The sequence below is a fragment of the Clostridium sp. AM54-37XD genome (assembly GCF_003478225.1).
Classification (GTDB): Bacteria; Bacillota; Clostridia; order Lachnospirales; family Lachnospiraceae; genus Coprococcus; species Coprococcus ammoniilyticus.
The window spans coordinates 258,988-279,317 of sequence record NZ_QUEV01000002.1 but is presented as its reverse complement, the minus strand read 5'-3'; the positions used below and the strand labels follow the sequence as shown (position 1 = coordinate 279,317).

Annotated in this window: 23 protein-coding genes; 7 read left to right on the top strand and 16 right to left on the bottom strand. The window is 42.8% G+C overall.

All coding sequences use genetic code 11. The features are described from left to right. Positions 1–105 precede the first annotated feature (105 nt). Positions 106–1,314: an amidohydrolase gene (locus DXA07_RS03010; RefSeq protein ID WP_117808300.1), complete on the bottom strand. Its 1,209-nt coding sequence runs from the start codon at positions 1,312–1,314 to the stop codon at positions 106–108. Positions 1,315–1,356: 42 nt separating this feature from the next. Continuing rightward, positions 1,357–1,719: a fluoride efflux transporter CrcB gene (gene crcB, locus DXA07_RS03005; RefSeq protein ID WP_117808299.1), complete on the bottom strand. Its 363-nt coding sequence runs from the start codon at positions 1,717–1,719 to the stop codon at positions 1,357–1,359. Positions 1,720–1,878: 159 nt separating this feature from the next. Here crcB and DXA07_RS03000 point away from each other — a divergent pair, with 159 nt between their 5' ends. The 4 genes from DXA07_RS03000 (at position 1,879) to aguA (ending at position 5,733) form a co-directional block, all read left to right on the top strand. Further along, positions 1,879–2,367: a sigma-70 family RNA polymerase sigma factor gene (locus DXA07_RS03000; RefSeq protein WP_021944800.1), complete on the top strand. Its 489-nt coding sequence runs from the start codon at positions 1,879–1,881 to the stop codon at positions 2,365–2,367. Next, complete coding sequence (locus DXA07_RS02995; RefSeq protein WP_118483323.1) at positions 2,351–2,971, top strand: hypothetical protein; 621 nt, start codon at positions 2,351–2,353, stop codon at positions 2,969–2,971. The genes DXA07_RS03000 and DXA07_RS02995 overlap by 17 nt, the downstream gene beginning before the upstream one ends. A gap of 166 nt (positions 2,972–3,137) precedes the next feature. Next, entirely contained in the window at positions 3,138–4,430 is a 1,293-nt protein-coding gene (locus tag DXA07_RS02990) for a serpin family protein (protein WP_117808296.1), read from the top strand. Between the two features lie 205 nt (positions 4,431–4,635). After that, positions 4,636–5,733, top strand: a complete 1,098-nt coding sequence (aguA, locus tag DXA07_RS02985) for an agmatine deiminase (RefSeq protein ID WP_118483321.1) — start codon at positions 4,636–4,638, stop codon at positions 5,731–5,733. Between the two features lie 101 nt (positions 5,734–5,834). Here aguA and DXA07_RS02980 read toward each other — a convergent pair whose 3' ends face one another. The 8 genes from DXA07_RS02980 to acgA all read right to left on the bottom strand — a co-directional run bounded on the left by DXA07_RS02980 (position 5,835) and on the right by acgA (position 11,062). After that, a complete protein-coding gene (locus tag DXA07_RS02980; RefSeq protein ID WP_118483319.1) occupies positions 5,835–6,272 on the bottom strand; it encodes a DUF3783 domain-containing protein in 438 nt (145 codons plus the stop codon). A gap of 68 nt (positions 6,273–6,340) precedes the next feature. After that, a complete protein-coding gene (locus DXA07_RS02975; protein ID WP_021944795.1) occupies positions 6,341–6,673 on the bottom strand; it encodes a carboxymuconolactone decarboxylase family protein in 333 nt (110 codons plus the stop codon). Between the two features lie 16 nt (positions 6,674–6,689). Further along, positions 6,690–7,124 carry a cupin domain-containing protein gene (locus DXA07_RS02970; protein ID WP_117808293.1) on the bottom strand — a complete coding sequence of 145 codons (435 nt, stop codon included), beginning with the start codon at positions 7,122–7,124 and terminating at the stop codon, positions 6,690–6,692. 178 nt (positions 7,125–7,302) lie between these two features. Next, positions 7,303–8,085: a protein-ADP-ribose hydrolase gene (locus tag DXA07_RS02965; RefSeq protein WP_118483317.1), complete on the bottom strand. Its 783-nt coding sequence runs from the start codon at positions 8,083–8,085 to the stop codon at positions 7,303–7,305. Then, positions 8,085–9,032: a Sir2 silent information regulator family NAD-dependent deacetylase gene (locus tag DXA07_RS02960; RefSeq protein WP_118483376.1), complete on the bottom strand. Its 948-nt coding sequence runs from the start codon at positions 9,030–9,032 to the stop codon at positions 8,085–8,087. The genes DXA07_RS02965 and DXA07_RS02960 overlap by 1 nt, the downstream gene beginning before the upstream one ends. Before the next feature lie 94 nt (positions 9,033–9,126). After that, positions 9,127–9,738 carry a 4Fe-4S binding protein gene (locus DXA07_RS02955; protein ID WP_117808291.1) on the bottom strand — a complete coding sequence of 204 codons (612 nt, stop codon included), beginning with the start codon at positions 9,736–9,738 and terminating at the stop codon, positions 9,127–9,129. Positions 9,739–9,828: 90 nt separating this feature from the next. Further along, positions 9,829–10,890 carry a radical SAM/SPASM domain protein, ACGX system gene (gene acgM / locus DXA07_RS02950; protein WP_118483315.1) on the bottom strand — a complete coding sequence of 354 codons (1,062 nt, stop codon included), beginning with the start codon at positions 10,888–10,890 and terminating at the stop codon, positions 9,829–9,831. 28 nt (positions 10,891–10,918) lie between these two features. Continuing rightward, positions 10,919–11,062 (bottom strand): ACGX-repeat peptide, encoded by a 144-nt coding sequence (gene acgA / locus DXA07_RS02945; protein ID WP_118483313.1) that lies wholly within the window; start codon positions 11,060–11,062, stop codon positions 10,919–10,921. 248 nt (positions 11,063–11,310) lie between these two features. Here acgA and DXA07_RS02940 point away from each other — a divergent pair, with 248 nt between their 5' ends. Then, positions 11,311–11,631 carry a helix-turn-helix domain-containing protein gene (locus DXA07_RS02940; protein ID WP_117808288.1) on the top strand — a complete coding sequence of 107 codons (321 nt, stop codon included), beginning with the start codon at positions 11,311–11,313 and terminating at the stop codon, positions 11,629–11,631. 62 nt (positions 11,632–11,693) lie between these two features. On the opposite strand, the gene DXA07_RS02935 is transcribed toward DXA07_RS02940, so the two are convergent. From DXA07_RS02935 to DXA07_RS02910, 6 genes are all read right to left on the bottom strand, one after another. After that, on the bottom strand, positions 11,694–11,996 hold the full coding sequence (locus DXA07_RS02935; RefSeq protein WP_118483311.1) for a hypothetical protein: 303 nt from the start codon (positions 11,994–11,996) through the stop codon (positions 11,694–11,696). 549 nt (positions 11,997–12,545) lie between these two features. Next, positions 12,546–14,249: a phosphoenolpyruvate--protein phosphotransferase gene (gene ptsP, locus DXA07_RS02930; RefSeq protein WP_118483374.1), complete on the bottom strand. Its 1,704-nt coding sequence runs from the start codon at positions 14,247–14,249 to the stop codon at positions 12,546–12,548. A 40-nt stretch (positions 14,250–14,289) separates the two neighbouring features. Beyond that, positions 14,290–14,553 carry an HPr family phosphocarrier protein gene (locus DXA07_RS02925; protein ID WP_008400082.1) on the bottom strand — a complete coding sequence of 88 codons (264 nt, stop codon included), beginning with the start codon at positions 14,551–14,553 and terminating at the stop codon, positions 14,290–14,292. Positions 14,554–14,724: 171 nt separating this feature from the next. After that, positions 14,725–16,788: a fructose-specific PTS transporter subunit EIIC gene (locus DXA07_RS02920; protein ID WP_118483309.1), complete on the bottom strand. Its 2,064-nt coding sequence runs from the start codon at positions 16,786–16,788 to the stop codon at positions 14,725–14,727. 78 nt (positions 16,789–16,866) lie between these two features. Further along, positions 16,867–17,769 (bottom strand): 1-phosphofructokinase, encoded by a 903-nt coding sequence (gene pfkB, locus DXA07_RS02915; RefSeq protein WP_117822209.1) that lies wholly within the window; start codon positions 17,767–17,769, stop codon positions 16,867–16,869. Next, the gene (locus tag DXA07_RS02910) at positions 17,766–18,518 is read right to left on the bottom strand and encodes a DeoR/GlpR family DNA-binding transcription regulator (protein WP_008400090.1); all 753 of its coding nucleotides are present in this window, start codon (positions 18,516–18,518) and stop codon (positions 17,766–17,768) included. Before DXA07_RS02910 ends, pfkB begins: the two co-directional genes overlap by 4 nt. A 555-nt stretch (positions 18,519–19,073) precedes the next feature. Here DXA07_RS02910 and DXA07_RS02900 point away from each other — a divergent pair. Both DXA07_RS02900 and DXA07_RS02895 read left to right on the top strand, forming a co-directional pair. Next, positions 19,074–19,520, top strand: a complete 447-nt coding sequence (locus DXA07_RS02900; protein WP_117785542.1) for a hypothetical protein — start codon at positions 19,074–19,076, stop codon at positions 19,518–19,520. 79 nt (positions 19,521–19,599) lie between these two features. Next, positions 19,600–20,295: a GNAT family N-acetyltransferase gene (locus tag DXA07_RS02895; protein ID WP_117822212.1), complete on the top strand. Its 696-nt coding sequence runs from the start codon at positions 19,600–19,602 to the stop codon at positions 20,293–20,295. Positions 20,296–20,330: the final 35 nt, after the last annotated feature.

Below are 20,330 nucleotides of genomic sequence, written 5' to 3'. Positions count from 1 at the left end.
AGAGGATTCGCACATCGTCGAACCTCTCTGTTCTTTTTTATTATATACCAGCTTTGTGTTATCTGACAAGTGAACATTTATAATTATTTAAAATTGCATATAGAATTAACATTCCCCCTCTTTTATGTCAACACACAACCCGGCAAACATAGTAACTGCGGTTTCAAGTATGGAATCGGGAAATTCGAAATGCTCTGTATGAAGCTGGGCATAATCCTCTCCATCACCAATGCCGAAAAATGCGCCCTTTGTCTCCTGCAAGTACCAGCCAAAGTCCTCCGACCAGTGCATCGGCTCAGGCAGCTCTATATATGGAATCTGGTGAGAAGCCGCACATGCCCGGATCTTCTGCACCTGTTCCGCATGATTATCCGTAGATGGAAACCGTTCAATCTCCTTTATCGAAAGTTCCAGAGCTTCCTTCTGTGCCATAACCTCTGCCAGCTTACGGATCTCTGCCAGATACTCACGAAATACCTGTTCACCTTCGCTTCGAACGGTAAGTCTCAGATACCCGTCCGATGCCGCTACACCGTAGTTCTCACTTCCAAGTTTCATCCCGATCAAAGTCATGCGGACAAATCCCTTCGTCTCATTAAACTGCTTTGTCAGTTCTTCAATCTGAAGCAGAAGTCCGGCAAGTGCATATCCGGGATTTCTGCCAGCTTCCGGATATGCTGCGTGGCTCGGCGTTCCTGTCATGTGGATCTCTAAGCCCGTTGAAGCACATGCAAATGTTCCATCCTTCACAAGTACCGTTCCAAGCGGCTTCCCCGGTATATTATGAAAGCCATAGATTTCTCCGATATGCTTTTCTTTGATCAGGCTTCTGCAAAGCTCTGCACCCTTTCCAATCTCCTCTGCCGGCTGGAAGATCAGATATACATCCTGTGCCAACGGATCTTTTCTGCTGTCCAGATACAAGCCAAGTCCACATAGCACACTGCTGTGTCCATCATGTCCACAGAAATGCCCCGGCTTTCCATCTTTGCCACATACCGCATCCATATCTGCCCGGAATGCAATCGGCTGCTTATACTCCTCCATTTGCTCTGGTATTTCCGCAGCCACTTCACTCACATGGAATGTTTTATCATTTTCTGTGGTTACCCGATCATCTGCTCTTTTCACCGCATAAAACCACGCCCCACAATCTACGATCTCTAATGCTGTATGCGATTTTAAGAAATCCATCAGCAACTGTTTTGTCTTTACTTCCTGCATGGAATGCTCCGGGATCCGGTGGAGCTGCTTTCGCAGTTCCATTATTTGCTCTATAATCTGTTTATCTATATATTGCTCTCTCTTATCCATATCGTCAGCCCTCTATTCCCATAAATCTTCATCGTTTCATCGTTACTTCATAAGTATTTGTGCAGCAAACACCGCAGCAACACTTAATATCACACTTAATCCTATATAAAGTATCGCAAATCCGTAATTCCCGCTCTGTATTAATTGATCTGTTTCCAACGCAAATGTAGAAAACGTCGTAAATCCACCACACACTCCCGTCTTTAATGTCAAAACCAGAAGTGGTGATACCTGATACTTTTCTGCCGACACAGAAATTAAGCCAATAACAAATGCTCCTATTACATTAATCAATAATGTTTTTATCGGAAAGTTGTTTTGTGCTCCCACCGGTATTAAACCAATCAAATATCGAAGAATTGCACCTATGCCGCCTCCAACGCCAACTAACAAACATTTTACCATTTTATCTTTTCTCTCTTTCTGTCATTTCATACCTACACTATCAAATGATAAAACAATACAAATTTTATGCAAGTATAATTTGTATTTTTGTAACCTTTAAACCGGATGAATTGTGTTATTATTGAAAGGCCTTTTAACACAAGAAAAGAGGATGTGACTATGCGATTACCAACACAAACTGTTATACAAATGTATCAGGACAATCTGTTCCGCATTGCATTTTCCATTTGTCAGAACCGGGAGGATGCCGAAGATGTTGTTCAGGAAACATTTCTACGCTATCATTCAGGTGCCGTGGATTTTAACGATGAAATGCATATCCGGGCATGGCTGATCCGGGTTACGATCAATCAGTCAAAAAATATGCTTCGCACCTTCTGGCACAGGAACCGGACATCATTGGAAGATTATATGGAACAACTGAATTTTTCTGATACTGAAAGCCAGGAATTATTTGAAACAGTCATGAAGCTGCCGGAAAAATACCGGACAGTGATCCATCTGTTTTATTATGAAGACTATTCCATTAAGGAAATTGCAGACATTCTAAAGATCAGCGAAAGCAACGTAAAGGTCCGGTTAAACCGCGGACGTACCGTGCTTCGTGACACCCTAAAGGAGGCTTGGGACTATGAACAATCAGAATAAAGAACGCTATAAGAAAACATTTGACATGATCCACTCAGATGCAGTCATCAACATCACCACGGAACGCTCAAAGAAGCTGCGGATCCACACGATCACACGCAGACTTTCCTACGCAGTTGCCGGACTGGCAGCCATCTTCTGTCTGTCAAATGGCATCTGTCTGGCAGCAACCGGAAGCACCTGGGTGCATAAGGTATTCTCTACTGCAAATGGTACGAAGGTCGAATACGATGCAGAAGACGCTACCATGTCTTTCCGTATCGAATCAACCGATCAAACCTATGTCACCGCGAAAGCCGGAAGACTGTATTTCACCCTGAACGGACAGCAGACCGATATCACAGACAAATGCAGTACAGATACCTACTTCCGATATGATTACACGGATGCCGATCATATCACACATGTGATCGTCATAGGCGGAACTGCCGATGATTATGGCTATGCCGAATATCTGTTTGATGCAGATGGTACTTATATCTTCAACAACATGAATGTATCTTCCGATACTCCGGCATGGTTTGTAAATGCGGAAAAAGATCTCGGTGTAGATGCGGAATCCTTATCGGATGAAGCTGCCACCTATTCCGTGACCGAAGAATAAAAATTTTTAAAATAATTCCATAAATCCTCCATTTTCTTTCGTATGTAAATTAAAGAAGCAAATAAACCGGACATTGATAAGACTATATATTTTTTTGAATATTCTTATTCACTGATATATGTTAGTATTATTCATATCTGACCACGAAAGAAATGGAGGATTATTTATGAATAAAAAGATAATCAGCTTATTACTTGGTGCATGTCTGTGCACAAGTCTTGCAGGATGCAGAAACGCAGATAATAATGGCGGCAGCGTCACCAAACAAAAACTTTTAGCATCAAAGGAACTCGGAAGTGACATCGCAGTCGGAGCAAAACCGGCGCCCGTCGATTCCTATGAGGAACTTAAAAACGGTGTCAACAATTTTGCATTTGACCTGTATGATGCACTTCCAAAAGACAGCAACTGTTTTTATTCCCCTTACAGTATTTCCAGTGCACTGTCCATGCTCGATCAGGGTGCCGGGGGCGAAACGAAAACGGAACTGGAATCAACACTTGGCATCAAAGATCTTTCAACCTGGAATACGGAAATGCAAAGCTATCTGAACAAAGACTGGTCCAAGCAGACATATGTAAATACTGCAAATTCCATCTGGATGACCACCGGAAAAGACTGGGCGGCTAATATCTCAGATGATTTTCTGCTTCCGGCCAAGACCTATTACCATGGTGAGATATATGAAGCCGATTTTACGGATCATGCCGATCAGGTTGTGAAGGATGTAAACAACTGGGTAAATGAACATACAAATCAGATGATCCCATCCATCATGAATGAACTTTCGACAAATACTGTTATGATGCTCATTAATGCGGTTTACTTTGAAGGAAAATGGCAGACACCATTTACAGAGGGTAACACATACGATGATACTTTTCACGGAACAAACGGAGATTCTACCGTACCAATGATGCATCTGTACGATGAACGATTCTCTTATGCGGATAGCGGATCGATAAAAGGAATCGTACTTCCTTACGATGGTGATTCTGTTGTAATGAAAGTATTCCTTCCATCTAAAGAAGGCGATACGATCACCAACCTGTTCGATGCTTTAAGCAGTGATGAGAAACAGGCACTTATCGACTCTCTGGATAATGCTGATTCTCCTGAGATAGAGACCATTCAGCTTCCAAAATTCACAGATGAACAGAGTATCAACGGTCTGGATGATATCCTGAACAGACTTGGAATCCGGTCTGCATATGCTTCTGCTGATTTCTCAAAGATCGCAGATGGCATCGCGGTATCTTCCGTTTCTCACAAAGCAAAAGTGATCGTTGATGAAAACGGAACAAAGGCTGCCGCGGAGACGGATATCATAATAAAGGAAACTGCTATGATGCCACCGGAAGAAACCTATAACTTCATCGTTGACCAGCCATTTGTCTATGTCATTGAAGATCAGGATACCGGAATGATCCTGTTCATGGGACGGGTAAATGATCTGTAAGATCCAATTCCATATTGATTTTCAATAATCTCTGTGCTATCGTAATAAGAAATAAATACAGACACATGCAACGGAGCAATTCAGAAAATGAGTTGCTCCTTTTTTTGTTTTATCAAATATAAGACTGAAAAATCTCCTGCCTGCAAGAGATGATTTTTCAAACACGATATGGATATTTTATTTGCGATACAAGGAGGATACAGGAATGGCGAAACTTATTACAAACTCGACCCCAAAGGCTGACGGTTTCCGTATGCCGGGAGAATTTGAAGAACAAAAGCAGATCTTTATGATCTGGCCGGAACGAACCGACAACTGGAGAGCCGGTGCGAAACCGGCACAAAAAACATTTGCAAATGTAGCTGCTGCGATCTCAGAATTCGAACCTGTTACAATGTGCGTATCTGCCGCACAATATGAACATGCAAAAACCATGCTGCCTGCCGGCGTACGGATCGTTGAAATGAGCAGTAACGATGCATGGTGCAGAGATATGGGACCAACTTTTCTGATAAATGATAAAGGCAAAACCCGTGCCTGTGACTGGACCTTTAATGCCTGGGGCGGACTGGTCGACGGATTGTATTTTCCATGGGATAAGGATGATCAGATCGCATCCAAGATCTGCGAACTGGAACAGATTGATTCTTACCGAACTGATGATTTCGTATTAGAGGGCGGCTCTTTTCATGTCGATGGGGAAGGTACACTGATCACCACCGAGATGTGCCTGCTGTCAAAGGGAAGAAATCCTCATCTCACAAAAGCTCAGATCGAGCAGAAATTAAAAGATTATCTGAATGTCGATACGATCATCTGGATCAAGGACGGCATCGATCCCGACGAGACAAATGGACATATCGATGATGTCGCCTGCTTCGTCCGTCCCGGTGAAGTTGCCTGCATCTATACGGATGATCCGACTGACCCATTCTATAAAGAAGCACAGGCCGCTTACCACACCCTGTCAAATGCTGTAGATGCCAAAGGCAGGAAACTGATCGTCCATAAGCTCTGTACAACCAAAGCTCCGGTTTATCTGAAGGGCATGGAAACAGTCGATGCAGTTCCCGGAAGCACTCCAAGAAAAAACGGTGACCTTGCGATCGCCTCTTATCTGAATTTTCTGATCGTAAATGGCGGCATCATCCTGCCACAGTACGGTGATGAAAATGACGCTCTTGCAATCCGTCAGGTACAGTCCATGTTCCCGGAACGTAAGGTTGTCGGTGTCCGTACCGAAGAAATTGCTTACGGCGGCGGCAATATCCACTGTATCACCCAGCAGCAGCCGAAAGCCTGACATGATGTCTGCCATCTTTATCATAGCAAATCTGCTATTGCATCACCGAAATTCACTACAAAAAATGGAGCATACAGAGTTCTCTCTGTACGCTCCATTTTCTACTTTCGCATCATTACAAACCGCTCCTTGCGAAGCTCCTGCATAAGAAGCTTCACTGTCCAGTTCTGATTGCTCGGTGTCAGGATCGCCTTGTAATCCACTTTCACATCACCATGCCGAAGCTCGAATAGCATCTTGTCCAGACGTTTTTCCTTCAAATTACATAAAAGAATCAGGCTGTCTGCCCGGCTCTTTGTCTGCATACCCGCAGTCACTGCACTCGAAGAATGTTTAGCTGCGTTTTTCCCAGTCTGATCCGTTGCATCTGCCATTTCTGCTACTTTTTTATAGGTTCCATTTACAAGCTCACCCAACTTATAATTCGTTGTCACTATCTCATCCGGTATCCGATCTACGGTGATCTTCATCCGGCTTGCAATATTCTGTATTTTACGGTATTCGCTGTCTGTTACATGTATTAATATTAACTTTTCCATGCTGTCTCCTGTCTGTATATCTCGTTTCACACTACCACAGGATTAGAAGAAATGCAAGAGACTCTATACTACTTATCTTCTTCTGCCCAGACTTCTTTTGCCATACGAAATACTGCCCATGCCTTCGGCCATCCACAGTAAAATGCTGCATGTGTAACGATCTCTGCAATTTCCTCCTGTGTGATTCCGTTTGCCTTTGCACTCATCAGATGATAACGGAAGGATTCATCGGTAAGCCCCTGTGCCATTAATGCAACTACAGTTACCAGTGACCGGTCTCTGAGGGACAGCTTATCCTCTCTGCTCCATACCTCGCCAAATAATACATCATCATTTAATTCTGCAAATTTTGGAGCAAATTCTCCAAGCTGTGTTCTTCCTGCTGTCTGTTTTACTGCCATGATAGATCCACCTTTCCTATGCTAACTTATTATATTCTTCATCCGTGACCGGTTCGCACCATTCATTACTGCAGTTCTCACCCGGTACTTCTACTGCGATATGGGAAAACCAGCTATCCTTCTTTGCACCATGCCAGTGCTTTACCTCTGCCGGAATCGTGATTACAGTTCCCGGTACAAGACTGACTGCCTCTTTTCCTTCTTCCTGATACCAGCCCTCTCCGGCTGTGCAGATCAGGAGCTGTCCGCCGCCCTTTGTTGCGTGATGGATATGCCAGTTATTCCGGCATCCCGGCTCAAAGGTTACATTTGCAAGAAACAATCCTGTTTTCGTGTCTGTCAGCGGATTCAAAAAGGAATCCCCAATAAAATATTGTGCAAATGCTGTATTTGCATTTCCTGTTCCAAATACGTTCTGCTTCTCAAATTCTTCTCTGTTTGTAGTCTTCATACTATCACTCTCCATCTTACTTAAACTTGTTTCAGCGCTTATGCGCCTATGCTCTGATGCTTTCCGTATTTATATACTAAAAAGGAGTATACCTTTTTCGTACACTCCTATCATACTCTTTGAACTTTACTCCAAGTCAAGAACTTTTTTGTATGAAGTTTTTATGAAGTAAGTATTCTCAGTATTCAAGTAACCTTTTGTATATATGTAAATCCTCATCCTTGAACACGTTAAATACCACCTGCATCCGGCTTCCTGTTTCTTCCAGATACTTCTGCACGGTTTCTACTGCGATCTCCGCTGCCCGTTTATTCGGGAACATGAATACGCCTGTCGAAATGCAGCAAAAGGCAATACTTGATACTCCATTTTCTTCTGCAAGCTCCAGACAGGAACGATAACAGGATGCCAGCAATTCTTCGTGTTCCTTCCGCAGCCGTTCCTGCACGATCGGACCTACTGTATGAAGTACATATTTACATGGAAGGTTAAATGCCGGTGTGATCTTTGCCTGTCCGGTCGGCTCCTCATGTCCCTGCGCCTGCATGATATCATTACAGCGCAGCCTGAGCTCTATTCCTGCCTTTGAGTGAATGATATTGTCCACACAATTATGCATTGGACGAAAGCAACCGCACATCTGACTGTTTGCGGCATTCACGATTGCGTCCACCTTTAGTACTGTTATATCTCCCTGCCAGAGATAGATCCGGTCATCTGATTTTGTCGGAGACAGCTCTGTAAAATCTATGACTCCTGCCTTTTTATTTTCCTCTGTCAGATATTCGTCCTGAATCCATAAAAATTCCTGACTGATCTTCTTCGGCATCCGTACATTCATCAGAGAGCGCAGAAGATCCTTCTGTTCCTGTTCATCTTCCGGAATTCTGTAATTCTTATAATATGCATCTTCATCCAGCAAATTCCGGATCAGCCATTTTCTCTGTTCCTCGTGATTCATCAATTTCTGCTTCCTTCCATATCCATAATGCTTTCTTTCATATCTGCATTAATTCCGACCGCGCGGTCACCAAGACTCTCCGGCACAACTGCTTCATTCAGATTCAGACGGATCATCGAGATATTTTTATTCTCTCTGACCAGTTTTTCAAATGGAAATCTAATTATCATTGGTGTGTTAAATCCAACGCCCAGTTCCAGCAGCACCAATCTGCCTTTCTCTGCCTCAGACAGGAAATCTCCAAATCTCTGCTCCGCATCATACCATGCTGCATCCTGAACGAAATGCTGATCTTTTCGCAGATTCATGTCCATAGCCCCGCCGCACACCGGACATTTCGGAACCATATAGGTCGGTATCCTGCAATCCTGCCTTGCCTGATCCATCTGTCGGAACAGATCTACCGCATCATAAAGCTTATCATGGCAGCCCTTTCCGCACTGAATATGAAAATAATCTCCCTGTGTGCAGAAGATCTGATCTTCCGGCAACCCTGCTTTGACAAACTGACCATCTGCATTTGTGCTTAAGACAAATATCTTCTTACCGGAAAGCATACTTAAAAACGTTTTATGAAGCGGTGTCACATCCAGATCAATACCGCCAAGGATCGCCTGTTTCGACCAGTAGCCCCAGTAGCTTTCTTCATCCGGATACGGGTAAAAGCCTGCGGAATACATATCCTGCATATATGGACCTTTTCCATATTTCTTCTGGAACTCTCCAAAATTCTCCTCAAAAAAACTTCCACCATACTGTGCACCTGCGGCTGCACTCATTCCCGCACCTGCTCCAACCAGAACATACTCTGCATCCTGCAGCATCCGGGAAGCCAACCGGATCTGTTCCACATATGGCATCTTCTGGAACACATAATCTCTGGCAGGTGTCCCGGACAAAAATGTGTCAAATGTTATTTTATCATTTCTATACTTAATCTTTTTCATAATCTGTCGCTCTGTTTCTGTCTGTATATCCATTTCATTATTTCTATCAGTTGGTTATTACTATCCGTTTTTTCTTCTTTTATATTATCGCCTGTCACTTTCGTATGATTGCCTGAACAGGACAGTTCTCATAACAATTTCCACAATGCAGACAATGCTGCTGATTGATCTTATATGGTGTTCCTCTCTCGATACACCTCTGGGGACAGAGTTTCTCACATTTACCACAGCCGATACAGGCATCTGTTATCACATACCCCTTTTCCCGGATTATAGCATTTCCAAGGCTGTATGTCTCACGAAATATCGGATTCACGCCCAGATTAAAATATTCTACCTCACCCTGATCAATACAGAATATAATACCTATACTTCTGGTATTACCCGGGTAGACATTTGCCAGATAAGGCTGCTCCTCAAAGATGGTATCACGCCATTTCTCCTGTTCTTCCTCGCGCACCGCATATGCCTTTCCCGACAGTCGTATCATCTCTTTATATTTTGTATAGCAAAGGATCTGAACCCGTCCATCTTCCAGAAGTTCCTGACAGAAATTCTTCCCCCTTGCCGTATAAAAATACAGGGCATCCGATTCATAATGGATCGCACTGATATTCCGTATCTGCGGCGCACCATCCTTATCCACTGTTGCAAATGCAAGAACTCCTACCAATTGCATCTTCTTTAAGCATGTTTTTAAATCCATCTATCGTTCCTCCAATACAAAATAACCAGACATCCGCATTCCTGTTCGCGTTTGTTTACTCTACAATTTTAATTCTTCCCTGTTTTCTTGTTAACATGGAAGCACCTCCCCAGTAATCTCATTTCTTGTCTTCCAGCACTGAGGATCTGCTCCGTAAAAGCTCCCGGTCGTTCCATTTGCAACAGCCGGACACCCTCTACACCATGCCTTTAATTCACACTTGCTGCATTTGCTGAATTTCTCATAATCTCTGTATTTCTCCATCTGACAGATCCACACATCTGCCAGCCGGTCCTCAAATACATTTGCCACCTTGCTGTCCATAACACGCCTGCATGCCATCACGTCACCATTTGATGAGATCGTGATATGGCAGTTACCACAATTACAACCCGCATAGATCATGCCTACCTGTGCATTTTCCGGCAGCGTAAACGCTCCTGTTTCATACTCATATAACGTCCACAGATGATCCTTTTTATTAAAATACGTCTTGCAGCCTGCCGCTTCATATGCCTTATACTTCGCATCACAGACAGACAAAAGCTCCCGGTACTCCTCCGGTGTCATGCTGGTATCGACCTCTCCACCGGTCGGTACATATCTTGAAAATGCATACACATCCACGCCAGTCTGAACAACTGCATCGATAATATCCGGTATCTCATGCATATTTGTCTTTGAAACCGTACTCATGATAATGCTCCGGATTCCTGCCCGATTCAGACAGCCGACTTTTTCCAGCGTCAGATCGAAGCTGCCCGGTTTCCGAAACCAGTCATGGGTCTCTCTCATTCCATCTAACGACATCTGGTATTTTTCACAGCCACAAACGGCTAACATTTTACAGATCTCATCGTTCAGATAGAATGGATTTCCCATGATTGTAAATGGAATATTTTTGCTCTTTAACAGAACCATCAATTTCCAGAAATCAGGATGCAGGATAGGATCGCCGCCAGTAATATAGAAGTACGGTACTCTGTGATAGACCTTACAGAAATCTTCACAGTTCGCCACAACCTCCTGCATCTGCTCCCAGGTCATGCTCTTTAATTCCTTACATCCTGTCCCTGAAAATATATAACAGTGCTTACACCGCTGATCACACTCATCTGTGATATGCCATTGAAATGCAAAATACTGACTCATCCTGTCCATGCCTCCTTATTTCTTCATCTTATTTCTGCTCCGGCTTGTCGGATGCTCCACATGCTGTTCCACACGCTGCCGGTTTGTCGGATGCTCCGCATGCTGTTCCACATGCTGCACCTGCCTGCTTGTCCTTATCGTCTTCCCAATCTGCAATATTTGATAATGCCATCTTCTGTTACCTCCTGATAATTTTATTTTTGGGCTGTTGCCCTCTTGCATTATCAACATAACAAATTCTGATTTTCGAAAAAAGTACGCACTTTTTTATTACCTGGTCACAAAAAGTAACCCCGGTTACCTTTTTGTAACTAATTGACCACACATGGGATGTTAGATTATAATTGGATGTAACAAGAAAAAAGAATATTGGGTGCAAAATAAATGTTAGATATAAAACAAATACATGGAGGTAATGTTATGTTAACAAAAGAAGAATTACCAGAATGTCCGGTTGCAACGACCGTTGCTCTGATCGGAAGTAAATGGAAGCTGCTTATTATAAGAAATCTGTTACAGCGTCCATGGCGATTCAACGAACTCAAACGCGATCTGACCGGCATCAGCCAGAAGGTTCTGACCGACAGCCTTCGCTCAATGGAAGAAGACGGGCTGATCACCCGAACCGTATACCCGGAAGTTCCGCCACGCGTAGAATATGCGTTAAGCGACCTCGGACAGACCTTAAAGCCAATCCTTGACTCTATGGTCGAATGGGGTAACGCCTATAAACAAATGTAAAAAAAGCCATACATAGTGGAAATAATACCTTAAAAAAGAGCACCCGACCGGGTGCTCTTGCTTTATCTTTTCTTTGCCGCCTTGGCTGCTTTCTCCTGCTTCCGTTTCTTTGCCTGCTCAGCCATGAATAATTTTCTGAGATTTTCCAGCTTTGCGGCTTCCTCTTTTGCGGTATTCAGATCATCTGTGACCTTGTCCTGTGCATCCTGACTGTCAAATCTTACAAATTTCTCAAATACGGTCGGATAAGTGAAAGTCTTTTCTATATTCTCACACTGAAATAAAATACGGATGTGTGTACCATCACATTCAACTACGTTTCCCTCACCAAATTTTACATGTTTCACTTTTTCGTTTTCAAACATAACCTATCTTCCTCTCTACCTATTGAAAACATCTCCAACTGCCAATATGTGCCCTGTTTCGTCTTGCCGCTACGGCTAAAAAATAACTTTTTATTTCAAGTTTCTATATTAATATTACCAAATATTTTCCATAAAATTCCAGTGCAAATTAATTTTCGTAAGAAATTCGTGAAAACCCACACTCAATCTTTCAAATTTTGTAAAAAATTTATTCTTGACATTTACCCGGCTATTCAAATATGCAGAAAACCGTCTCAGAAAACAATGCACTTTTTAAGCCTCGCCTGCGCTAATTGCAGAAACTTTCATATCTGTTTTGTTTGGAACTATCCGATATATTACAAAAGCAACAGTTACTATATATTACACTATTATGTAGCAAGCCTTTTTCAACGCCGGTCCTTAGCGAGTTGCCATAGGCAAGGGGCTTAGTACCGCTGCGTTGAAATAGAGTGCAAACGACTTGCGGAATAATAGGTGTAATTATAGTACTAGTTGCTTTTAATATCTTTCATTCTGTTCCAAACAAAACAAATATGGAATTTTCGCTTATCTTGCGGAGGCTTTTAACAGTTCAGCCACCTCAGCTTCTGTGGATAAGGACAATGCTTTTGCTGCAAGCGCATCTGCATCTGCCTTTGACCATTTGGCGATCGTGCCTCTGGTTCTTAAAACAGAAGTTGCCGATACACTGAACTCTCCCAGTCCAAAGGAGATCAGAAGTGGGATCAGTAATGGATCAGCTGCTGCTTCACCACACATACCTACCATGATGCCTGCTGCATTTCCTGCTTCAATAACATTCTTCATGGAACGAAGAACAGCAGGATTGTATGCGGAATACAGATATGCAACCTTGGCATTTCCTCTGTCAACTGCCATTGTGTACTGGGTCAGATCATTTGTACCGATACTGAAGAAATCAGCTTCCTTTGCCAGAAGATCTGCGATCAGGCTGGCTGCAGGAGTCTCGATCATAACGCCGACCTGAATATCCTTGTTATATGCGATTCCCTCTGAATCTAACTCCTTCTTAAGTTCCGCTACCAGTTCTTTTACCCGTCGAATCTCATCCACACAGGTAACAAGCGGAACCATGATCTTAATATCGCCAAATGCACTCGCACGAAGCAATGCACGAAGCTGTACCTTGTAGCTGTCCTCATTTTTCAGACAATATCTGACTGCACGGAAACCGAGAAATGGATTGTCTTCTTTCTCCAGTCCCAGATATGGGATATCCTTGTCTCCGCCGACATCCAGTGTACGGATAATAACTTCTTTACCCTGCATCGTCTCAGCTGCTGCCTTATAAGCTTCAAACTGCTCGTCCTCTGTTGGCAGGCTGTCTGTTCCCATGAACAGGAACTCAGTACGGAATAAGCCTACGCCTTCACCATCAGCAACTACAACACCCTTGGCATCCTCCGGATTGCCGATATTGCCATATAAAGCTACCTTTGTTCCATCAGCAGTTACTGTATCTTTTCCTCTGTAGATCTGAAGCAGTTCCTTCTCTTTCAGGTAATCTGCACGCTTTGTCTCATATTCTGCGATCTCATCCATCGCAGGTTCTAAGATGCAAACGCCTTCGCATCCGTCTACAACTGCCATCATACCATCGGACACCTGATCTACGATACCATCTACACTAAGTACAGCAGGGATCTCAAGTGCTCTTGCAAGAATAGCTGAATGAGAAGTCTTACCGCCAATCTCGGTGATAATACCTGCTACATTTTCCTTTACGATCCCTGCTGTCATGGATGGTGTCAGATCCTTTGCGACGATCACTGTACCTGCCGGAACATCTCCGATATTAATATCCGGCGTACCGGTAAGGATCTTAAGCATACGGACACGGATATCTCCTACGTCAGTTGCTCTCTGTCTGGTCAGTTCATCATCTACCTGGGAGAACATGGATACGAACATATCACATACACTGTCAACGGCTGCTTCTGCACATTCGCCATTACCGATCAACTCCTTGACCTGATCCTGCATAAATGGATCACTTATCAAAACGATATGTCCTTCCAGGATCTCTGCATTATGTTCTCCAACCTTTTCTTTCATTGCATCTGCCATTTTCTGAGTCTTTTCAACAAAAACTTCCATAGCATTCTCAAATCTCTGAAGTTCAGCATCTGTATCTGTTACTGTATGCTGCTTATATTCCGGTTTGCCATCACTGATGATGACAACCTTTCCGATGCCATAACCGGCTGAGCCGCCTATTCCTTTTAACATATCTTCTACCCCGCTTTCCAGATGAAAGAATGCTGTCTGACTATTCGCCAAGACCGGATTCAACCAACTCTACTGCCTTTGCGAGAGCTGCCTGCTCGTCTTCACCGTCACACTCAATTGTCATCTCTGTTCCACACTTAATACATGCTGCAATGATCAGCATAACGCTCTTTGCGTTGATTCTCTTACCGGCAATATCGATTGTTACGTTACATTTGAACTTTGTCATTTCCTTTGCAAATACTCCTGCCGGTCTCATGTGTAATCCCTGCTCATTAATAACTTTAACTGTCTGTGATACCATAATTATCTTCTCCTTTTTATATCTCTTTTATCATTTGTCCGATTCGGACAAACGCATGATCAACATTGTTACTTTTGATTTAATATTTGAAATATCCCTGTTTTATTTATATCCGGCAGGAACAGATTCTTTCTGTTCCCACCGTTGTTAAAAAGGATAGGGTTTTTGTTTTTATTCTTCTGCTACATTTTTCTTGATCAGACCGAGCAGTAAACAGGTTACTACAGAACCGATCACCCATGAAAGAATGTAGAATAACGGATGTCCTACTGTTGCAAATACGAAGATTCCTCCGTGTGGCGCCATCAGTGTACATTTGAATGCTGCTGATAATGCTCCTGCTACACCTGCACCAACCAGGGTACATGGGATAACATGAAGCGGATCTGCTGCTGCAAATGGAATCGCACCCTCTGTGATGAAGGAACAACCCATTACAAAGTTAGAAACGGCTGATCCTCTTTCTGCCTTTGTGAATTTCTTAGGGAACAGCTTACATGCAAGTGCAATTCCCATTGGTGGAACCATACCGCCGATCATTACGGCTGCCATGGAAATGTAGCATGCCTGAACGGCTGCATCACTCTGGGATGCACCGGCTGATACAAGGTCTGCTGCTGTAGAAAGCATTCCCGAGCCGAATACATAAGCTGCCTTGTTGATAGGACCGCCCATGTCGATCGCCATCATTGCTCCGAGGATCAGACCAAGGAGAGCTAACAGATTCTTATCTGCAAGTGATGTAAGCATATTGGAAAGTCCTGTATTTACAAGGCCGATCAATGGATTAAAGATAAATACCATCAATACGCCTACAAGGAAAATACCAACTAACGGATAGATCAATGTTGGCTTGATACCCTCTAATGACTGAGGGAACTTTGAACACATCTTCTTTAATAAAAGTACGATATAACCTGCAAGGAAACCTGCAAGAATACCACCTAAGAAACCGGATACTGTATTACCGGAGCCTTCGCCTACAAAACCGAATTTTGAGATAAAATTCTGGAATGGGGAAAGGCTTGCACCTGCCCATACATATTTTGCGATCGCTGCATTACCGGATGAAGCAAGAAGTCCGCCGGTAAATCCAACTGCAAGACCCGGACGATCTGCGATCGAATATGCGATATAACCTGCAAGTACCGGAACCATCAGTCCCATGGACAGATCTCCGACATATTTAAAGAATGCGGAAAGTGGTGTACAGGTACCGAAGTTTGAACCACCGGTTGAACCATATCCACAGATTGTATCGATCAGGAATGCCAGTGCGATCATGATACCGCCACCGATAACGAATGGAAGCATATGGGATACACCGCTCATCAGATGCTTGTAGATCTGACTTCCAACACCGCCTGCGCTTTCTTCCTCTGCTTTCTTTCCACTCTCATGATGCACCGAAACCTTGCCATCGATTACTTTATTGATAAGCTCTTCCGGTTTGTGGATACCATCTGCTACCTTTGTAAAAAGAACTGGCTTGCCGTCAAATCTTGCAGTCTCCACATTCTTATCGGCTGCTACGATAATACCGTCACATTCTTCAATCTCCTTTGCTGTCAGACGGTTCTTAACACCGCCGGATCCATTTGTTTCAACCTTGATCGAAATGCCCATTTCATTTCCTTTTTTCTCAAGGGCTTCCGCTGCCATAAATGTATGTGCGATACCGGTCGGACATGCTGTAACTGCAAGGACTCTGTATCCTGTCTTTTCCGGTGCGTTTTCCTTCTTATCTTCTGTTGCTTCTCCAAGTTCATCCGCGAACTTTTCCATCTCATATTTGCTGCAGATATCTAAGAACTGATCTGCATTCTTTGCTGCAAGAAGTTCTGCTCTGAAGTTCTCATCCATCAGCAACATACTGAGTCTTGATAATACTTCCAGATGTACATCTGCGCCCTTTTCCGGTGCTGCGATCATGAAGAACAGGTTTGCAGGCTGTCCGTCTAATGAATCATAATCTACACCGTCCGGTACTGTCATAGCTGCAAGTCCCGGCTGCTTAACTGCTGCATTCTTGGAATGAGGAATCGCGATTCCCTCTCCAACTCCGGTCGAACCGGATTCTTCTCTTGCAAGAATTCCTTTCTTGAATTCTGCCTTATCTGTTATATTGCCCGATTTTGCATGAAGATCGATCAGATAATCAATCGCTGCGTCTTTAGAATCTACTTTTACACCAAGGGCAATTCCTTCTTTTTTTAATAACTCCCTTATTCTCATACTCATTCTCCTTTACTCAAATACCGGTTTATCAGGATCTGGTCAGTTCAGTCGGTTCTTCTCCCTTTTCCCCAACTGTTAAAATTGTCCTAAAAGTTTCTCAACCTGGTCTTTTGTTGCAAGTCCTTCTGAAAATGCAGTTGCACTGCCTGTTGCTGCGCCGTACTTTAATGCTTTCTTGTAATCATGCTCTGCAAAATAGCTTGCGATAAATCCTGCCACCATGGAATCTCCGGCTCCTACAGAATTAACAACTTTTCCTTTTGGAACGCCCATTCTGTATGTCTCTCCGGTCTCTGTGATCAGCATAGATCCGTCTCCTGCCATGGAGATCGCTACGTTTCTTGCTCCAAGTGCCTGTAATCTCTTTGCATATTCTTCAATCTCCTCATCGGAATGAAGTGTTACGCCAAACATTTCTCCAAGCTCGAAGTTATTCGGCTTGATAAGAAACGGATGATACTTGAGAACATTTAACAGGAGATCCTTCGTAGCATCGACTACGATATCAACCTTCTTGCCTGCAAGTCTTGCCATGATCTTCTCGTACACATCAGATGGTAAAGATGGTGGGATCGCTCCTGCCAGAACCAGACAGTCACCGTCTGTTAAACCATCTAATTTCTTATAAAGTTCTTCCAGTTCTGCATCGCTGATATTGGGGCCTTTTCCATTGATCTCTGTTTCTTCTCCGGCTTTCAGCTTAACATTGATTCTGCTAACGCCATCTGAAACCGTGATGAAATCAGCTTTTACACCAAGGGCAGCGACTCCTTCTTCAATCGCTTTTCCGGTAAAGCCTGCAACAAATCCAAGTGCTACAGAATCTACGCCCAGATTCTTAAGGACTGTTGAAACATTGATTCCCTTTCCACCGTAGAACAGGGCTTCTTCTCTGCTTCTGTTTACCGAACCGATTTCCAGTTTTTCCATTCTGACAACATAATCGATTGCCGGATTGAAAGTTACTGTGTAGATCATTCCTTCATTACCTCCTTTATGACTGTTGCATCTGCATACTTATCATTTACAAGTCGGTCGGTGATAATACACGCCTTCTTGATTCCTGCAAATGTAACCGCTGTAACCTTGTCAAACTTCGTGTGATCGGCAAGGACAACACTCGCATAAGATCGGTTGACCGCTTCCATCTTTACAAGTGCTTCTTCTACATCGACTGTCGTGAAACCGTAATCTGTATGTACACCGTTGGTTCCAAGGAAGCATTTTGAGAAATTGAACATCTTCATATTATTTACAGCATCTGCACCTACCGTAGATTCTGTGACCGGCTTTCCAAGTCCTCCGATCATGTATGCCCGAAGTCCTTTGTTCATCAGCCGTTTGATATGTGCAATTCCATTTGTGACAAATGTCGCTCTGGTTGATTCCAGATACTCGATCATCCATCCGGTACTTGTTCCTGCATCTATGAAAATAAAATCGTCATCATTGATCATATTCACCGCATACCGCGCAATTGCTTTCTTTTCTTCCACACAGAGCTGCTCTTTTACACTGACCGCAATCTCATCTGCAATAAACTGGTGTGCAACTGCTGTAGCTCCTCCGTGTACCTTATTCAGTTTTCCCATTTCATCGAGAGCGATAAGATCCCGCCGTATGGTTGATTCTGATGCTCCTGTGCACTCTGTCATTTCTGCAACTGTGATCGTTCCTTTGTTCTTCAAAGCTTCCAGTATCTTGTTATATCTTTCTTCCGTAAGCATATATATAGGTCTCCTTATTAACAAATCATTTTATTATTTGCAATTCAATTCATATATATGCATTATAACCAATTTTTCATTCAAAATCAATCATATTCGTTCAACTTGGATTTATATTAACACACATTTCGTTCAGAATCAATCATTAATTTGCATTTTTTTGAAGTTTTTTGAACAGATATGAAAGAAACGGAATTAAAGAAAGCAGGCAGTCTCGTTATAAGACCACCTGCCGGTTTTCTTTCTTCTGCTGTCAATGCCGATCCCGGAGAACTAAGCGCAAGTTTTCCTGGCATCGGAACACCTTCTTCCTGCTGATTGATATATGACATCAGCCAAAGGGTCATAGCTGCGTCTCTTCCAAAAAGGATCTCATTATAGAGTTCTTTTTTGCATACGAAATTCTAAAATATAAAATGGGACGTCACCATATATTTCCGGTTGTTCCTGTCTAAAATTACATATATAATATAAATATCTGCATTAGCTGATATGGGGGGACTTATTAAGTTAACAGATCAAATATTTTCATTACATAATTCGGAGGTAATTTCTATGAAACATTCCAATTCTTTCTGGAAACGTACAATCATCGGATGCAGCCTGCTCGGTATGGTTATCGTAACTGCATTGCCAGCACAGGCAGCAGTTCAGGCAGCAACTTTAAATGAGCGCACAGTTTCCGCTGTCAGTACATACACAGGCACCAATGCTGCCCTTGCCACAAGTAAGACCGCAGCTATAAACACTGCCACTTCTACTACAAATACAACCACAAATGATGCCACCCTTACCGCAAACAAGACCACGGCCAAGAAAGCCGCGCTGAATAAAACATCTTTAAAGCTGAAGAAGGGCAAAACTTACCAGTTAAAAACAAAAAATGTAAAGGGAACGGTAACAGTAGTAGAGGGAAACTACAACTCCTCCATTCACTGGTTCCGAACCATAACGAAATCTTCCCTGCAGCAAACAGGCTTTTCAGTAGATACACGGTATTAAGCACAGTTCAAATGCAAATCATTCATTTCAGGGAGATAAGTTTTTATCTCTCTGTTTGACTATACTTAGGGAGAAAATTATGAATAATTCTTATAAAGATGAGATAAATAATAAAATATATGACTACATTGCCGGCTACATAAATTGTTCAACAGATCAATTAAAAGAAGAAGGCACACATTTCGTAAAGAACGAAAAGGCTGCTAATAATTATGTTAAAATTCTCAGCATCAGAGATACAAATATCATTTCTCTGTCTGAAGAAAAATATGAACTTGGAAAACAACTGTTATCAGGTAAAACTCGAGACGAATTATATGAAAGTACCTTGATTTTTGGTCAGACTATTCATTACATTCCTGACCTGAAACAAATGGTTAAATTACCTCTTTCAGATACCTTTTCGTTCAAATTATATGAAGGTAACAACATTAAAACATTATGTGATATCGAGGGCTTTGAAAATTCACTGGCTTTTGATGCAGAAGGAAATACAAATACAACCATCGTTTTATGTGCAATAAAAGATAACGAAATAATAGCAATTGCGGGTGCTGCTCCCACCGGTAAACTGATGGAAGTTGGAATTGATGTAAAAAAGAAATGGAGAGGATATGGTCTAGCCCGTTTGCTGGTTAGAAATCTGACAGTCGAAATTCTGGAACGAAATATGATTCCATTTTATAGTGCGTCTGTTACAAATCTGGCTTCCCAAGCAGTAGCCATCCGAAGCGGCTATATGCCACTCTGGACAGATTCATTTGGAACACGCTAATCAGCGCACTATAAGTATAAAAAATAACCGCCCAG

What these genes read in the sequence shown, in the direction of transcription:
- acgA (WP_118483313.1), bottom strand. Translation starts at nt 11,062, where the DNA reads ATGGCATTATCAAATATTGCAGATTGGGAAGACGATAAGGACAAGCAG.
- ptsP (WP_118483374.1), bottom strand. Translation starts at nt 14,249, where the DNA reads ATGTTAAAAGGAATAGGCGGCTCAGCCGGTTATGGCATCGGAAAGGTT.
- DXA07_RS02910 (WP_008400090.1), bottom strand. Translation starts at nt 18,518, where the DNA reads ATGCTTACGGAAGAAAGATATAACAAGATACTGGAAGCTTTGAAGAAC.
- crcB (WP_117808299.1), bottom strand. Translation starts at nt 1,719, where the DNA reads ATGGTAAAATGTTTGTTAGTTGGCGTTGGAGGCGGCATAGGTGCAATT.
- DXA07_RS03010 (WP_117808300.1), bottom strand. Translation starts at nt 1,314, where the DNA reads ATGGATAAGAGAGAGCAATATATAGATAAACAGATTATAGAGCAAATA.
- acgM (WP_118483315.1), bottom strand. Translation starts at nt 10,890, where the DNA reads ATGAGTCAGTATTTTGCATTTCAATGGCATATCACAGATGAGTGTGAT.
- DXA07_RS02900 (WP_117785542.1), top strand. Translation starts at nt 19,074, where the DNA reads ATGAAACATTCCAATTCTTTCTGGAAACGTACAATCATCGGATGCAGC.
- DXA07_RS02995 (WP_118483323.1), top strand. Translation starts at nt 2,351, where the DNA reads ATGAACAATCAGAATAAAGAACGCTATAAGAAAACATTTGACATGATC.
- aguA (WP_118483321.1), top strand. Translation starts at nt 4,636, where the DNA reads ATGGCGAAACTTATTACAAACTCGACCCCAAAGGCTGACGGTTTCCGT.
- DXA07_RS02970 (WP_117808293.1), bottom strand. Translation starts at nt 7,124, where the DNA reads ATGAAGACTACAAACAGAGAAGAATTTGAGAAGCAGAACGTATTTGGA.
- DXA07_RS02935 (WP_118483311.1), bottom strand. Translation starts at nt 11,996, where the DNA reads ATGTTTGAAAACGAAAAAGTGAAACATGTAAAATTTGGTGAGGGAAAC.
- DXA07_RS02980 (WP_118483319.1), bottom strand. Translation starts at nt 6,272, where the DNA reads ATGGAAAAGTTAATATTAATACATGTAACAGACAGCGAATACCGTAAA.
- DXA07_RS02990 (WP_117808296.1), top strand. Translation starts at nt 3,138, where the DNA reads ATGAATAAAAAGATAATCAGCTTATTACTTGGTGCATGTCTGTGCACA.
- DXA07_RS02895 (WP_117822212.1), top strand. Translation starts at nt 19,600, where the DNA reads ATGAATAATTCTTATAAAGATGAGATAAATAATAAAATATATGACTAC.
- DXA07_RS02925 (WP_008400082.1), bottom strand. Translation starts at nt 14,553, where the DNA reads ATGGTATCACAGACAGTTAAAGTTATTAATGAGCAGGGATTACACATG.
- DXA07_RS02960 (WP_118483376.1), bottom strand. Translation starts at nt 9,032, where the DNA reads ATGAAAAAGATTAAGTATAGAAATGATAAAATAACATTTGACACATTT.
- DXA07_RS02975 (WP_021944795.1), bottom strand. Translation starts at nt 6,673, where the DNA reads ATGGCAGTAAAACAGACAGCAGGAAGAACACAGCTTGGAGAATTTGCT.
- DXA07_RS02940 (WP_117808288.1), top strand. Translation starts at nt 11,311, where the DNA reads ATGTTAACAAAAGAAGAATTACCAGAATGTCCGGTTGCAACGACCGTT.
- DXA07_RS02955 (WP_117808291.1), bottom strand. Translation starts at nt 9,738, where the DNA reads ATGGATTTAAAAACATGCTTAAAGAAGATGCAATTGGTAGGAGTTCTT.
- DXA07_RS02965 (WP_118483317.1), bottom strand. Translation starts at nt 8,085, where the DNA reads ATGAATCACGAGGAACAGAGAAAATGGCTGATCCGGAATTTGCTGGAT.
- pfkB (WP_117822209.1), bottom strand. Translation starts at nt 17,769, where the DNA reads ATGATCTACACAGTAACTTTCAATCCGGCAATCGATTATGTTGTCAGA.
- DXA07_RS03000 (WP_021944800.1), top strand. Translation starts at nt 1,879, where the DNA reads ATGCGATTACCAACACAAACTGTTATACAAATGTATCAGGACAATCTG.
- DXA07_RS02920 (WP_118483309.1), bottom strand. Translation starts at nt 16,788, where the DNA reads ATGAGAATAAGGGAGTTATTAAAAAAAGAAGGAATTGCCCTTGGTGTA.